Below are 14,127 nucleotides of genomic sequence, written 5' to 3'. Positions count from 1 at the left end.
CATTGCCTGTAGGATGGCGGCGAAAATCCCTATGCGGCAAGGAGTCTCATTGCACCGAATGCGTCGACATCAATTGGGGGCTTGTCTCGCAATCGGCGTTCTTTTGCTGACGTGGAACGTCGTCCAGGCGGCCGAAGCGACCCTGACCGGAGCGAGCAGCCAACGCGCGGGGCACGTGCTGTCCGTCTCTTTTAAGGTAGAGGGCGCGTTCACGCCGAAAATGGAAGAGGCCATCCTGTCGGGCATTCCGCAAACCTTCACGTATTTCTTCGAGGTCTACCGCGTGGTCAACGCGTGGCCCGATCAGCGCATCTACAATTGGCAGGTGCGGCGCACAATCAAATACGACACGTTGAAAAAGGCCTTCACGGTCACGCTGGGTTCCAACGAGAAAGACCGTCAAACCAAAGACCTAAGCGAAGCCAAGAAATGGTTGACTGAGTTCCAGGGTTTTCCCGTGGCGGTCGTCCCGGCGCTCCAGGCGGACGCAAGCCACTACGTGCGCGTCAAAGCGGAGCTTGATCCCGTGGATTGGCCGCTGTACCTCAACCGCATCTTCTTTTTCGCCAACCTGTGGGATTTTAAAACGCCGTGGTTGCGAATTGAACTTCCCGACGGAGTGAGCGATGACACGCCAACGAACCAGCCGGAGTGATCCGGAGCGGGATGCCGTGCGGCGGCGTCGCGAACTGATCGCCGCTGGTATCATTGCGCTGGTTCTGGCGATTTTGTTCTGGTCGGAAAGCGTCTTTTTCGATTTCGCCGGCGACATCGGCCAAGGCAACCTGATTTTTTTCGCGCTCATCAACGTCAACGTGATCCTGGCGTGCGTGCTGCTTTTTCTCATCCTTCGCAATGTGACCAAGCTCGTGTTCGAACGACGACGCGGCGTGCTGGGCGCGAAGCTGCGCACCCGGTTAGTCGTGGCGTTCGCGGCCTTCGCGCTCGTGCCGACGTTCCTGCTCTTTTACGTGGCCATGACCTTTATCAGCAATTCCATCGAGCGCTGGTTCAGCCTGCAAATCGAGACCAGTCTGAACGAGTCGATGGCCATCGCGCAGAACCTTTATCGGGTTACCGAGAGCCGGGCCGTGTCGCACGCCGAGCAGCTCGCCGAGTCGTTGTCCATCGAGGACATGGTCGCCGTTTGGCGCGACGACCAAAACGAAACGGCGCAAACGGAGGCCGCCGAGAAACTATCGGCCCTATTGGCCAAGCGGCGGGAAATCATCCTCGTCGAGTCGGTGGAGTTGTATCCATCGCCCACGGCGAAACCGCTCGTGAGTGTCGGCGGCGCCTTGACGGCAAAGGCGTGGCGATCCAGTCCGCGCAAATTCATCGAAGCAGGCTTCGCGGGTGAGACAAAGAGCCGTACCGACACGATGGGCAGCGGTGAATTGGCGCGAGGCATGGCGCCGGTTCTCGACACGGAGAACGGCGGCGTCAAAGCGGTCGTTGTCGTTGGTTTTCACGTGCCCGCGTCGCTGTTGGGCCGCCTGAAGGTGATTCAGAAAACCTACGACGAATACCGCCAACTCAAGCTGCTGCGCACGCCGATTCGCACGAATTACTTTGTCTACCTGGGCTTGATTTCGTTCTTCATCTTTTTCTCGGCGACGTGGTTCGGCTTCTACCTGGCCCGGCAGATCACCGAGCCCCTCCAGTTGCTGGCCGAAGGCGCCGAGGCGGTGGCCAAGGGCGAACTGGATGTGCGGGTCGAACAGGTCGCCGACGACGAAATCGGCGCTCTGGTCTACACCTTCAACAAGATGCTCGACGACCTCTCGGCCAGCCGCCTCGCGCTCGAAACAACGATGACCAACCTCGAGCTTTCCAACGTCGAGCTCGAACGGCGGCGGGCCAGCATGGCCGCGGTGCTCGACAACATCGCCGCAGGAGTGATCGCCTTCGACAGCCAGGCGCGGGTGACAACCGTCAACCCGAGCGCCGAACGCATTTTGGCCATCACCGCCGCCGACACCGTCGGCCGCCGCGGCCAGGACGTGTTCGCCGAACAGCTCATTAACGCCTTCCAAGCGCTGAGGCAGGAGGCGGATCGCAGTGCCTCGGCGGTCGTGCAGCGGCAGGTGGAAGTGCAAATCGCCGGAGAACTGCGCACCTTGCTCGCCGTTTTTTCTCGTTTTCGTAGCTCGCCGCAGGGGCCGGAGGGCTCGGTGCTGGTTGTGGAGGACCTTACCGAACTGCTACGGGCGCAGCGCGTGGCCGCGTGGCAGGAGATCGCGCGGCGGATCGCCCACGAAATCAAGAATCCGCTCACGCCCATTCAGTTGGCGGCGCAACGTTTGCGGCGGCGCTACGGTTCGCGATTCGACCCGGAAAAGGACCAGGTGTTTTTCGAGTCCACCGATATCATCGTGCGGCAGGTGGAAGAGATGAAGGCGATGGTCGGCGAGTTCTCGGAATTCGCCCGCATGGCCGAGGCGAAGCCCTCCCCCACCGAAGTCGCCGACGTCGTGCACGAGGCGGTCGTGCTGTTCCGCGAAGCGCACAAAACTATCGCGTTCGAATCCCACATCGACGGCGACATCCCCCGGCTGATGCTCGACCGCGAGCAGATCAAGCGCGCCCTGATCAACGTGATCGACAACGCCGTGGCGGCCATTTCGGGATCGGGGGAAATCACCGTGTCGGTGCGCCTTTCCGGCGGCGGCAAACACCTGCTGCTGGAAGTGGCCGACGACGGCGAAGGCCTACCCGGCGCTTACCGCAGCCGCTTGTTCGAACCGTACTTTTCCACCAAGAAAATGGGGACAGGTTTGGGTTTGTCGATCGTACACCGGATTGTTCACGACCACGGCGGCACCGTGCAGTTGCGCGACAATCAGCCAAAGGGAACAATCGTAGTGATCGAAATTCCGGTCAGGGCCGCGTAGCCTTTAACTCGACCAATAGTTTTTGTTGAAAAGCCCGCGCAGCAGCGATTTACGCATTTGGTCCGGATAGGCGATGCGGTCGTGCTGCATGCCGATCACCACGCCGGTCACGGCTTCAACGATTCGATGAAGATCCGGTTCGGTCAGCGGGCATTCGTCGAGTTGCCCGTCGGCGCGGATACGGTCGATCATCTCGCGAATCATCGCCGACACGTTTTCCGGCGTGCGGTCCTTGAGGGTGCGGCTGCGCGCTTCCACGACGTCGCACATCATCAGAATCGCGGTCTCTTTGGTCTGCGGTTTGGGCCCAGGGTACGCAAAGAGCGACTCGTCGACTTCGCCGCCGTTCTCGTCGGCCTCTTCTTTCGCTTTCGCTAAGAAGTACGTCACGGAGCGGGTGCCGTGGTGCTGTTCGATAAAGTCGATGATATCCTGCGGCAGGCCGCTCTGCCGGGCGAGTGTGACGCCGTCGGGCACATGACTGATGACGATGCGGGCCGATTCGATCGGGTCGCGGATTTCGTCGTGCGGGTTCTCGCCACGCTGATTTTCTACGAAATAGCGCGCATTGGCGGTCTTACCCACGTCGTGGTACATCGCGCCGATGCGCACCAGCAATCGATTGGCGCCGATCGCTTCGGCGGCCGCTTCGGCCAGCGAACTGATGGCGATCGAATGGTGGAACGTGCCCGGCGAGAAACGGGCCAGCCGCTTGAGCAGCGGGTGCTCGTAATTGGCCAGTTCCAGCAGGGAAATATTGGTCATGTAACCGAAGGCATACTCGAATACGGGCGCGAGGCCCAGCACCAGAACTCCGGCCAACATTCCGCTGAGCATTCCCACCCCGGGGGCAACCAGCAACGCGTCGACGGAGTAATCGCGCTGCAGGAAGGCGTCGATGATCGCCATGCCGATGAACGTCAGGCCGACCAAAAGCCCGCCCTTCAATACGTGACTGCGACGCGTCACGTCCCGCATTGAGTGGATGCCCACGAACATGATCAGAAAAAGCATGGGCAACATCTGCGGGTTCGGATTAAAGGCGAGCACGCTCAAGAAGGTCAGCACGACGGTGAAAATCATCGCCGTCTCAAAGCGTGTCAGGAAGCGCACCAGCATCGCCGGGGCGGCGATCGGGAATAGAAACACCATCAAGCCCGACGGCATATTCGGAAACAAGTTGACCAGTCGTTCGTCGAACCACGACGCAAAGCGCAAACCGAACAGGCCAAAGACGAGCAAGACGCCCATCATCATCGCGTCGCGGTCGGAGATCACGAATCGCGATATGTTGATATCAGTCAGCCAGAACGACAGAAGCAGTGTCACAAACACGAGCAGACTCATGCCCAAGAAGCTGAACGCCCAGTCGGCGGCGGCGGTCTTCTGCCGAATGTGGAGAAAAACCAGGGCGATCTGGCGTGACACCTTCACCCCATCGCCGATAATCGACTCGTTTTTCTCGAAGGCGATGGTCACCGGTACGATGATGTTCGCCGCTCGTTGCTTCGCCGTGGCCGTGGCCGCCGCATCATAGATGAGGTTCGGCTTAACCTGCGCCACGGCAATGCGGAGCGACAGACTGCGTAATTCCGCCGGGATATTTTTCACATGTTCTTCGAACAGGTCTTGCAGGCTGCTCTCGGCCTGGCGTGGAGACACAAAGGCGGCCAAGTCTTGCGGATACCGCAATTCCGCATCGCCGCGTACCCGCACGGCCACCCGGCCGGGAACTTCGTTGTCGCCATCGCTCTGCAACGCGCCGCGCACTTCTTCCAGGTCGAAGGTGACGTAGTCGGAATACACGAAGCGCAGCATCTCGATCACCGGCTCGATCAATTTCGGCGCGAATTGCCGCTCCACCAGGTTTTCGAATTCCCGGTCGGTCAGTTCGGTACCAAGCTGCGTGCCGAATGGAACGCGCTCGGCCACCAGCGTCTTTTTCAATTCCTGTTGAGCGGCGATGAGCTTTTCGGCTTTTTCTCTTTTGCTTAGCCTCTCGCTCTCCAACGCGTTTAACAGAGCGTACAGCGAATGCATGTCTTCGAAGGCCTTACGAAGCCGCGCGCCGATTCGCTTGAATTCTTCGGGGTTGTATTCGAAAACCGGAGGCACCTTGTCCATCGCCTCGCGACGCGCTTCCAGCGTGGCCTCGTCGTCGATAAAGGAAATCGGAAACGGCGCCCGGTAATTGCCCACGTTGTACTCGCCGATCTCGTAGCCGGGAACACGGCTCAGCAAGTTCGGAGAGAGGGCCAAGGCGACCAGCATCGCGAAACCGGCGAGCATCAACCAGCGACGCCAGTGGAATCGCTCGAAAAAGTCGCGCGCCGAGGTTCGCGGCAAGCCGCCCAATCGCCGTCTCGCGCCTTTCTTTTCCGACACCTGATTGCTCCGCTCGTGAGATACGTTTATAAAATAAGTTAAATCATAGTCAGCTAGAGAACCAGTCGGTCGTTTTTGACCGAAAAAACCGGTGTTTGATTTGACAAAGAAAGCCGCCCGGTGGAAACTCTAGCAAGCCTAACGTGATCTATAGAGAAGACCATGAAAACCATTGCGATTGCAAACCAAAAAGGTGGTGTGGGCAAAACAACGGTCGCCGTGAACCTCGGCGCCGGGCTGGCCAGACGCGGGAACAAGGTGCTTGTCGTAGACCTTGATTCCCAATCTAACGCCACCCAAATCCTGCACCGACCGCTGGAAGAAGAAGAACCCAGCATCTGTGAAGTCCTGCTGGACGAAGGGGACCTCTCCGCCATCGTCGTGCCTTCATCGGTCGAAAACCTCTTTTTGGCCCCGGCGGGTGAATCGCTGGCCAACGCCGACCTGAATTTGGCCGCGATGATGGGACGCGAGTTGTTCCTGCGTAACGCAATCGAAAAGATGAAGCCCGATGGTTACGACTACGTGCTGATCGACAACGGCCCCTACCTGGGATTGCTGACCGTCAACGCCCTAGTCGCCGCCGACTATGTGGTTGTGCCGGTGTCGTGCGAGTACCTGCCGTTGCTGGGTTTGAAGTTTCTGCTGCAAACCATTGGCAAGGTGAAGACGAAATTGCACCCTGGTTTGTCGATTTTGGGTTACGTTATTACAATGTATGATAGGCGTGAGTCGATTACGTTTAAGGTCGAGAACACGTTACGCGATCGATTCGGCGATGCCGTGTTTGGAACGCGTATCCGTATCAATACGAAACAGAAAGGCGCTCCGAGTCGCGCGCAAACCATTTTTGAATACGAACACAACGCCAGCGGCAAGGGCACCGTGGATTTCGAATCGCTTACCGACGAGGTCATGGCCCGCGTCGAAGGAGGGGAAGGTTAATGGCTCCGAAAGATAACGAGGGGTTCGACGACATTTTTGCATCCACCGCAAAAAAGCCGAAGAAAAAGGCCACCAAGAAGAAAGCTCCCGCCACGAAAAGTGCGCCGAAAAAAGTTGTCAGCGCGGCCGTGCCGTCCCGGAAAACCGAAAAACTTGCTGCCGATCCGACTGCCGTGCTGCAAACGGCCTGGACGAATCACAAGCAGGAAGTTCTGTATCGAAAAGCGAAGGAAGACCGGCTGCTCGTGTTCACCGTGAGCGTTCTGATCGCCTTGACCGCCGCGGTGGCGTACCTGCTCCACGGTTCGCGCTTGCTGGATTGGTCGGGATTCTATCGTTTCATCATGCACTTGTTTTTCGCCGGCGTCGTGCTCGGCGTCGCGTTTGCCGGCAACGCACTGATGGAACTGAACCGCAAACGCTTGCAAGACGTCTTAGCGATGATTGTCAAAATCCAGGAAAGCCTGGGTCTGTTCGACGAGGGCGCGGTGCCCGGAAGCGACGGCGCGTTTTTCCCGAACACATACAAATTCGTCGGCAGCATGAACGATGACGAGACCAACTACGCGCAAATGATTCTCAAAGTCTCCGCTGCGGCAGCGGCCTTTACCATTTTGTTGTTGGTCTAAAGATAGGCGGATATGGCACACATTCTCGTTGTCCAGTGGCACTCGGAAATACGGAGCTTGATGATACTGCTCCTGCGGCAACGAGGCTATGACGTGACGGCGGTGGCCGATGTGGCCGCCGCTTCGGCCCTGGAAGAAACCGATTTCTCCCTCCTGTGTCTCGACTTGATGACCCCGGGCCTCGACGCCGCTCAGCCCCTCGAACCGATTCGTAGTGGGGAAATCGGTGCACACCTCCTTCACGTGCCCGTGCTGCTGACCGATGTCAACGGCATCATCGAGGGAGGCCAAATCGAAGTCGCCAGTGCCGGTGCCGACGGCCTGTTTACCCCTCGAACCGGGCGCGGTTTTCCCTTCCTGGTCGAGGTGGAACGCCTCGTGCCCCCGCCCCCGCAGTTGCCCGGCCCGGTGCATACCTGGCGGTTGGATAAAAACGAGCTTCCCGCGTTCCTGTATGCGTGCTTCCTGTTCTCCGTGCATGGTGTGCTCACGTTGCGCGACGGTCGCATTTTCAAGCAAATCCATTTCTCCGACGGTTGGATGCGCACCGCCTCCAGCAGTCTGGAAAGCGAATGGCTCGGCAAGTTGCTCCTGGCGCGTCACCAGGTTTCTCCCGAAGCGCTCAACGAAGTCGAACGCGCCCTGTCTACCTCGGAACACAAAATCGGCGAGGAGTTCGTCGCCCGCGGGTACCTCACCGACGAGGAACTCATTGAGGCGCTCAACCAGCAGTATGCGTCCATCGTCATGTCGGTCTTCGAGTGGGACTGGGCGGAAGTCAGCCTCGATGACGGGCACCCCAACCCCGGCCCACAACTGGGCAGTCACCCCTTCAAAATGCTCCTCGCCGGGCTCAATTTCGGTTTTACCGAAGAGGAAATCGACGAACTGCTCGGCGGTGTCGATAGCTACCCGACGCCGACGCCGTGGACCGCGTTTCGCATCGTGGACGTTGAACTCAACGAGCACGAACGGCATTTGCTGCCGCTGATCAACGGGCAGCGGGCGATTTCCGACTTGATCGCCGAAGCAACGATTTCCTCTGAAGCAACGAAAAAGTTTCTCTACGCCCTCTCCACGATTCGCGCCCTCGTTCTGACGATCAAACCGCACAACCTGCCCGCCACCTTTGAATCTCAAATCGGCGGCGACCACCAGGCGATGATCGAAACCGCCTTCTTCCAGGAGTCCGACCGGGACCTGGAGATGGACTTCATCGACAAGCCCGATTTCGACGATCTGGACGACGTGAAAGACGATTGGCGCACGCAATTAACGATGCCCGATATCAAACTGGGTATTCGTTATATCTTGTTGGTAATACTAGCCTTAATCACGTTTTGGATCGGCCTGCAGATTCTCGTCGAACGTGAAGTGGACTCGCGTATCGCAGCGAAAAAAGACGAGATGGTCAACAAGCAAATCGAGATGGTGCTGATCAAAAAACCCGTCTACGTCGAAGCGGATCGGTTGCTCGTCGAGGCCACGCTGCAACTGCGCGACAAAGGATGGGAAGGCATCAAGGGGGCTCGTTCCCTCATCGGCGGCGCCCTGGCCATCGACCCGCGCTTTGAAGACGCCCGCCGCATGGCCCATTCGATCGACTTGGCCGAAGAGGCGAAGGTCGCGTTCGATAACGGTCGCCTGGATCGCGCCAAGTTGTTTTACACCGAAGCCATCAGGTTGGCGCCCAACAATCCACTGCTCGTCGACCTAGCGAAGCAAGCCGGCCTGCCGAACCCGGAAGGCACGACTGCCGGCAAGCCGTGACATGAATATTCCCGGCGCCGCTTTTTTCGCACGGCTTAACAATCGCCCGTTTTGGCTCCTGGCCGCATTTTACTTGCTCCTCGGAATCGTTCTCGCCGGGCTGCCGCTGACCAATTACCTGGGCCTCGAATTCTCCCTGGTGATCGGCATTTTCGCGGGCCTGTTCGGCGGCCCCTTTGCCGTCTCGTTATTCCACCGGCGCTACGGCGGCGACGACCGCGTCGCGTCGATGACGCAGGCCGCCCAACACGGCGCCGGGACCATCTGGCTGGAAATCTCCCTCGCCCACTTCGCGGCGATGGCCCTCGCGTTCCTCGGCCTGATCGCGCGCGGCTTTTTCGTGCCGCCCTGCGCGCCGTTTCGTGGTGCGGGATTCTTCCTGCTCATGCCGGTAATCAGCGCCCTATACGCCGGGGCTTGGGGAGTGGCCGCCGCCGGGATCCTCGCGCGCCCGCGTCGCGCCAAAATGCTCGTGACGCTGCTCGCCCTCGGAACCTTGGTGATGACCGGCCTGGATTTCCTGATCAAACCCACGGTGTGGCTGTACAACCCGTTTTTCGGTTACTTCCCCGGCCCCATCTACGACGCCGCCGCCTCGCCCGAAGCGCCCCTGCTCGCCTATCGGCTGGCGAACCTCGCCGAAGCTTGCCTAATCGTGCTGATCGCCGCGCTGTTCTGGCAACGGCTGCTGCCCACCGCGTCGCGACGCCGGCCCACCGCCCTGCACGTGGCCTTGATCGTGGCCACCGCCGCCGCGTCGTTGGTCGTGCACGCCAACCGCTTCGCCATCGGCTTCGACATGAACGATGACGAATTGCAAAGCCGGCTCGGCGGGTACTTGCCGACCGAGCATTTCGACATCTACTATCCCGCGCGCCAAGACATCGAGCGGGAAATCATGCACGTGGCGATGGACCACGAATTTCGTTTCGCGCAAATCGAGCGCGAGTTGGGCATCGATTACCCGCACCGCATCACGAGCTATATCTATCCCGACGAAAAAACGAAAAAGAAATGGATCGGCGCCGGCGGCACCGAGTACGCCGACTGCGCCAAGCACCAAATGCACCTGAATTGGGAGAGCTTTCCCCTACGTATTCTGCATCACGAAATGATCCATGTGATGCTCAGCGAATACGGCGTGCCCCCGCTCGGCTTCTCCAGCAGCATCGCCGTCACCGAAGGCGTAGCCGTGGCCTTCGGCGGACCCGAGCGTTGGGAGCAGGACCTCGACCGCTGGGCCGCGGGCATGAAGGCCATCGGCCGCCTGCCCCAAATCGAAAGGATCATGGGCCTGCGCTTCTGGGAAGAGTCCGGCGCGCGCGCCTACACCGCCGCGGGCAGCTTCACTCGTTTTCTCACCGGTCAAGAGAACGGTCTCCAAAACGTGCTGCGCGCCTATCGATGGGGCGACCTCGAGGCCCAATTCGGCGTCCCGCTGCGCGAGTTGGAAAAGCAATGGCTCGACCACCTGGCGGCGGTTGAAGCCACGCTGACCGCAGCCGAAATCGAACGCGCCCGCTACCGCTTCGGCTCGAAATCGATTTTTGAGCGCCGGTGCCCGCGCGAAGTCGCCCGCCTGCTCAACGAAGCCGACCGCAAACAATCGCAACGCTACTTCCACAAGGCCGACCTGCTCTTTCGGCAGGCTGCCGAACTCGACCGCGACAACCCCCGCATTTGGCGCTATCGCCTCGCGCCGCTGCTGCGCCTGGGCAAAATGGACGAGGCGCGCGTCTTGGCCGAGCAGATCATCGCCGCCCAAGGCACCGCCGCCGCCCCGGCCACCGACCGCAAGGGGCGCATCGTCGGCAGCCAAATCGTGGCGCAAGACGCCGAGATGATCCTTGCCGGCATCGCATGGAATCAGGATGAGACTGACGCCGCGCGGGCCATCTACCGGCGGGCGATGGACGCATCCTACCGCTCCGGCCGCGTGCGGGAAGCCGCCTGCGCCCTCTACGCGCTGGATCATCCGGAAGTGGAAACGCCCCTGCGCAATTATCTGGTCGACCTCACCGGCAGCCGCACGGGCAGTTGGGATCTGCTCGCCGCCGCGCTCGACGACACCACCGACCCGGTTGTGATCTACCTGCTGGCCCGGCGGGCGCTGCGCCAGGAAGCCTTCGCCTATGCGGCCGAACTGCTGGACCGGGCGCTGGATTTGGGGTTGCCGCACGACACGCTCGTGGAAGAGGCGTGGCGCGGTAAAGCTTTCGCCTATTTCATGCTCGGTGATTACGACGCGTCGCGGGCGGCGTTTTCCGAGGCTCGCGTGCGGGTCTTGGCGCGCGGCGATTCGACGACCGGCCTTGACGATTGGCTTGGCCGCACCGCCGTCTGGACGCAGTTGCGTCACACCCTGCGCGGCGGTCGCCGATGAACTCCGTGGTTTTTGTCGCCCGCACCCTTTTCGCCGCCGCGCGGCTTGTGTTATATAGACCGCCGCTTAGGCGCCAGTAGCTCAGATGGATAGAGCAGCGGACTTCTAATCCGCAGGTCGTGGGTTCGAGTCCCTCCTGGCGTGGTAACCTAAAGCCCCCGATTCTAAACAGGAATTGGGGGCTTTTGCTTTATAAAGATAACTGCAAAATACCAAGTGTTGTGCAAAATGTTGTGCAAAAAGAATAGCGCGATAGCTTATCTTGTCGCCGCGATTGGACATTTGCTTCTCGAAAATATTACGCATCATCGAGCGTCCTCACCGATAATCAAGGAGTGCTTTCCATCGCGAGTTTTGGCAGGATTGCGGCGAATTGATCGGTATCCAGCACGTCGATCAGCGTTATTTCAAGTGCCTCGCACAATTTACATAGCGTAGAAAGCCGGGGATCGCTCCTCACCTCGACGGCTTGCACGGTCGTGAACGCCAGGCCGGTCGCCTTGGCAAGATTGGCCAACGACACGCCTTTCATTTTACGAATCGCCCTGAGCCTTACGCCGACCGGCGGGGTTTCAGTTTGAGCTATACTAGGGCGCGCGGGCTGCACGACGCCGTTAGACAAGTTTAGGGTCTGAATCTCTGGGTCTTTCATCTTTTTCCTCGATGCTGAAAAAGTTTCTTCATCTCCGATTTACGCGCGGTTTCATTGGTGCGCCTTCCATACTCGTAGCTTACCTCGCAAGATTTTCTGTCCATGAGAAAGTTAAAAATAGAATCCCCAAGCAGATCATCCTGGCTTCCGTTTATCGTCATCGCCGACGAGACCGTTCCCGGCAGCATCCACCGCCAGCTGCTAGGCCACGAAGCACGACCGTTGCCGTTCATCTCACCTCCTTGTTCTGATCGTCCTCACCCAGAAGATTATTGTTGTTGTCTTCAGCTTCCTTCAGCTTCTCCTGTACTAGGTGCTCGACGAGCGGCCAGTACGGACCACGCGGAACCGGCCGCCAGTAGAACACTTCGTCCACATCTTCCGGTTCAGGCTTCGGTTCATCTAAGAGAACCATGCTACTCTCCCAGTCGATGTCGTGGCCGTCGGCTTCCAACTCCAGGAGCCTAAGGAGCAGTTCGTCAAGATCACGACGAGTTTTTTCGCTCTGGCTTGGTTTTGTCGTCATCTCTCCCACAGGTCCTCCCCCATGATTTCTCTCGCCTTCTCGATGAAGACCGTGTCCGTCGATAGCTTCCACCGCCAGGTCTTCAAGTCCTGTACGGGGACGTGCTCCTCAACCACGGTCGCCGGTGCGGTCTCAAACCACTTCCAGAAAGCTTTGGACAGGGCGAGGTACGGGCGCGCCAGTGACGCCATCCAACGGATCGCCAGGTTGAAGCCCGATCCGGACTCCCGGTAACCCCAAAGGTAGTCTAGGGACACCTCCTCACCGAAGAGGTGGAGCGCCCGCCCGCGTAGAAACGCCCGGCTCGTGCGGATCACGGCCAACGTGTCGATCTGGAACTGCTCTAGCGTGTTATCAGGCGGCAACTGGTGCCGGAACTTCTTCCAGCGGTCCACGGCCCACTTAGTCGGCAACATGCTCGGCGACGCCTCCCAGCCGCGTTGTAGCTCGTCCACGGTACGCCACAGCACGCAGCGGAGAAACTCCCGCACGTCGATGGCAGCTTCGTCGCAAAGGGCCACCGTGGCGGCGAAGACCCGCCAGTTCCGGTGCGCTCGTGGGTCTGAGCGTCGCACAGGCAACCCGTTGATGTTTCGGCAGCCGGTGGCCAGCTTCAGCTTGGCGTAGATACGCCCTGCCTCGACGACGCGGGCCTCGAACTCGTTCAGCTGGGAAAAGTCGAAGTTACGATTCATCCTTTTTTACCTCCTTCTGATCGTCTTGGAGAGTACAAGGTGACGAGGGGAGCAGACCGGGGGCGCCAACGATCACGTGGTGCCGAACCGGAGGTCCGAGGGCCGCCGGTGCTTCCAACGACGAACCCTCTAACGACGTTGACGACGAACCGTGATCGTCCGCTGCGGATTGATCGGTTGGTTTCGTCATCTCAGCCAGAGCCGCCAGGATGTCGCGGCCTGCCAACGAACCGCAGGCCCCCTGGTTCGACGAACCGCCGACCGACGGACCGGCTGACGCTTCTACCGCTGGATGACCTGTCGGTCGTACCGCTTTACCGAAGCAGTTCGCTGTGGTTTCCTCGACGTTTCCAAAAGAGGGCTGCCCGCAGGGCAGGTCCGCCGAGATAGGGGGCTGGCCCCCTGTCGAGGCGGACGTTGTCGGGTTCGTACTCGTCTGAGACTCGTGGTTGTACTCTCGTAGTTGTACGTTGTTCGGGTTCTGACACGACGATTGTTCGGGTTGTGACACGTAAGATTGTTCGGATTTTGACACGACGATTGATCCGTTCTTGACATGACGATTGTTCGGAATTTGACACGACGACGTTTGTGCCGTGGGGCGCGGGATCACCTTCCGAGTGGCTGGTTCGTCGGGTGCCGAGCCCGGCTTCGTCACGACCATCCCCAGAGTTGTTAGCGAACGCAGGACCCGGTTAACCTTGCTCGTTGACCAGCCGCAGATCGTCGCCAGCTTCTTTACCGGCCATCGGCATCCGCCCCGCGTTCTCATCGTCCCGGCCTTCAGCACCGCGGTCAGTCGGAACTGCGCATCCGTGAGGTCGGGACGTTCGATGAAATCCTTGTTGGAGAGCTTAGTCCACCGCCACCCCTCGGGATTGGAGCCGTCGCGGGGACCACCTAACGGCAGTTCCAGGTATCGCTTCGCCGAATGTCCAAACCTACGCTTCGTGTGAACCTGGTCGGCCCTCTCCAGTTGGGCGATCGTTGTGGAAACCTTGTTTCTCGCCCACCCTGTCCTTTCGCCAAGTCTCACGGTTCCAGCCCACGAGGGATCGACCTTGTAGGTGCCATCGTCCTTTCTTTCCTCGATGGTCGTGTACCTCCGTAGGACAAGACGGATGCGGAACACGTCATCTGGAAGATCGGGGGCGTCGAGTATCCAGGCGTTCGGGATCACGCTATAGCTGGGCTTCTTCGGCTTCTTGGGGTCCAAAGGCGAGGGATGAAGGCGCGGGCGGCTCATCG

Annotated in this window: 12 protein-coding genes and 1 tRNA gene; 7 read left to right on the top strand and 6 right to left on the bottom strand. The window is 59.7% G+C overall.

Translation table 11 applies throughout. From position 1 onward, the window contains the following. Nucleotides 1–58: 58 nt before the first annotated feature. Both P9L99_14935 and P9L99_14930 read left to right on the top strand, forming a co-directional pair. On the top strand, nucleotides 59–655 hold the full coding sequence (locus P9L99_14935; GenBank protein MDP8224654.1) for a DUF4390 domain-containing protein: 597 nt from the start codon (nucleotides 59–61) through the stop codon (nucleotides 653–655). Next, entirely contained in the window at nucleotides 627–2,894 is a 2,268-nt protein-coding gene (locus tag P9L99_14930) for an ATP-binding protein (protein ID MDP8224653.1), read from the top strand. The genes P9L99_14935 and P9L99_14930 overlap by 29 nt, the downstream gene beginning before the upstream one ends. A 3-nt stretch (nucleotides 2,895–2,897) precedes the next feature. Here P9L99_14930 and P9L99_14925 read toward each other — a convergent pair whose 3' ends face one another. Beyond that, nucleotides 2,898–5,279 carry an HDIG domain-containing protein gene (locus tag P9L99_14925; GenBank protein MDP8224652.1) on the bottom strand — a complete coding sequence of 794 codons (2,382 nt, stop codon included), beginning with the start codon at nucleotides 5,277–5,279 and terminating at the stop codon, nucleotides 2,898–2,900. A 162-nt stretch (nucleotides 5,280–5,441) separates the two neighbouring features. On the opposite strand from P9L99_14925, the gene P9L99_14920 reads away from it, so the two are divergent. The 5 genes from P9L99_14920 to P9L99_14900 all read left to right on the top strand — a co-directional run bounded on the left by P9L99_14920 (nucleotide 5,442) and on the right by P9L99_14900 (nucleotide 11,150). Beyond that, the gene (locus tag P9L99_14920) at nucleotides 5,442–6,224 is read left to right on the top strand and encodes an AAA family ATPase (GenBank protein ID MDP8224651.1); all 783 of its coding nucleotides are present in this window, start codon (nucleotides 5,442–5,444) and stop codon (nucleotides 6,222–6,224) included. Then, complete coding sequence (locus P9L99_14915) at nucleotides 6,224–6,853, top strand: hypothetical protein (GenBank protein MDP8224650.1); 630 nt, start codon at nucleotides 6,224–6,226, stop codon at nucleotides 6,851–6,853. The genes P9L99_14920 and P9L99_14915 overlap by 1 nt, the downstream gene beginning before the upstream one ends. Before the next feature lie 57 nt (nucleotides 6,854–6,910). Continuing rightward, nucleotides 6,911–8,623, top strand: coding sequence for a hypothetical protein (locus P9L99_14910; GenBank protein ID MDP8224649.1), 1,713 nt, complete (start codon nucleotides 6,911–6,913; stop codon nucleotides 8,621–8,623). A 1-nt stretch (nucleotide 8,624) separates the two neighbouring features. Continuing rightward, nucleotides 8,625–11,006: a hypothetical protein gene (locus P9L99_14905; protein ID MDP8224648.1), complete on the top strand. Its 2,382-nt coding sequence runs from the start codon at nucleotides 8,625–8,627 to the stop codon at nucleotides 11,004–11,006. Nucleotides 11,007–11,076: 70 nt separating this feature from the next. Further along, nucleotides 11,077–11,150 (top strand) — tRNA-Arg (locus P9L99_14900). 184 nt (nucleotides 11,151–11,334) lie between these two features. Here the strand turns inward: P9L99_14900 and P9L99_14895 are convergent. From P9L99_14895 to P9L99_14875, 5 genes are read right to left on the bottom strand one after another with little or no spacing between them, the layout of a single operon-like run. Further along, on the bottom strand, nucleotides 11,335–11,658 hold the full coding sequence (locus tag P9L99_14895) for a helix-turn-helix transcriptional regulator (protein ID MDP8224647.1): 324 nt from the start codon (nucleotides 11,656–11,658) through the stop codon (nucleotides 11,335–11,337). Then, complete coding sequence (locus P9L99_14890) at nucleotides 11,655–11,891, bottom strand: hypothetical protein (GenBank protein MDP8224646.1); 237 nt, start codon at nucleotides 11,889–11,891, stop codon at nucleotides 11,655–11,657. Before P9L99_14890 ends, P9L99_14895 begins: the two co-directional genes overlap by 4 nt. After that, a complete protein-coding gene (locus P9L99_14885; GenBank protein ID MDP8224645.1) occupies nucleotides 11,888–12,184 on the bottom strand; it encodes a hypothetical protein in 297 nt (98 codons plus the stop codon). The genes P9L99_14890 and P9L99_14885 overlap by 4 nt, the downstream gene beginning before the upstream one ends. Next, nucleotides 12,181–12,879 (bottom strand): hypothetical protein, encoded by a 699-nt coding sequence (locus tag P9L99_14880; protein MDP8224644.1) that lies wholly within the window; start codon nucleotides 12,877–12,879, stop codon nucleotides 12,181–12,183. Before P9L99_14880 ends, P9L99_14885 begins: the two co-directional genes overlap by 4 nt. Further along, on the bottom strand, nucleotides 12,869–14,125 hold the full coding sequence (locus P9L99_14875; protein ID MDP8224643.1) for a hypothetical protein: 1,257 nt from the start codon (nucleotides 14,123–14,125) through the stop codon (nucleotides 12,869–12,871). Before P9L99_14875 ends, P9L99_14880 begins: the two co-directional genes overlap by 11 nt. Between the last annotated feature and the right edge of the window lie 2 nt (nucleotides 14,126–14,127).

The organism is Candidatus Lernaella stagnicola, assembly GCA_030765525.1.
Taxonomy (GTDB): Bacteria; Lernaellota; Lernaellaia; order Lernaellales; family Lernaellaceae; genus Lernaella; species Lernaella stagnicola.
This window is presented reverse-complemented; position numbering and strand designations above follow the sequence as displayed.

Coding starts and splice junctions, on each gene's coding strand:
- P9L99_14880 (MDP8224644.1), bottom strand. CDS start 12,879: ATGAATCGTAACTTCGACTTTTCCCAGCTGAACGAGTTCGAGGCCCGC.
- P9L99_14930 (MDP8224653.1), top strand. CDS start 627: ATGACACGCCAACGAACCAGCCGGAGTGATCCGGAGCGGGATGCCGTG.
- P9L99_14920 (MDP8224651.1), top strand. CDS start 5,442: ATGAAAACCATTGCGATTGCAAACCAAAAAGGTGGTGTGGGCAAAACA.
- P9L99_14915 (MDP8224650.1), top strand. CDS start 6,224: ATGGCTCCGAAAGATAACGAGGGGTTCGACGACATTTTTGCATCCACC.
- P9L99_14885 (MDP8224645.1), bottom strand. CDS start 12,184: ATGACGACAAAACCAAGCCAGAGCGAAAAAACTCGTCGTGATCTTGAC.
- P9L99_14905 (MDP8224648.1), top strand. CDS start 8,625: ATGAATATTCCCGGCGCCGCTTTTTTCGCACGGCTTAACAATCGCCCG.
- P9L99_14895 (MDP8224647.1), bottom strand. CDS start 11,658: ATGAAAGACCCAGAGATTCAGACCCTAAACTTGTCTAACGGCGTCGTG.
- P9L99_14935 (MDP8224654.1), top strand. CDS start 59: ATGCGTCGACATCAATTGGGGGCTTGTCTCGCAATCGGCGTTCTTTTG.
- P9L99_14875 (MDP8224643.1), bottom strand. CDS start 14,125: ATGAGCCGCCCGCGCCTTCATCCCTCGCCTTTGGACCCCAAGAAGCCG.
- P9L99_14890 (MDP8224646.1), bottom strand. CDS start 11,891: ATGAACGGCAACGGTCGTGCTTCGTGGCCTAGCAGCTGGCGGTGGATG.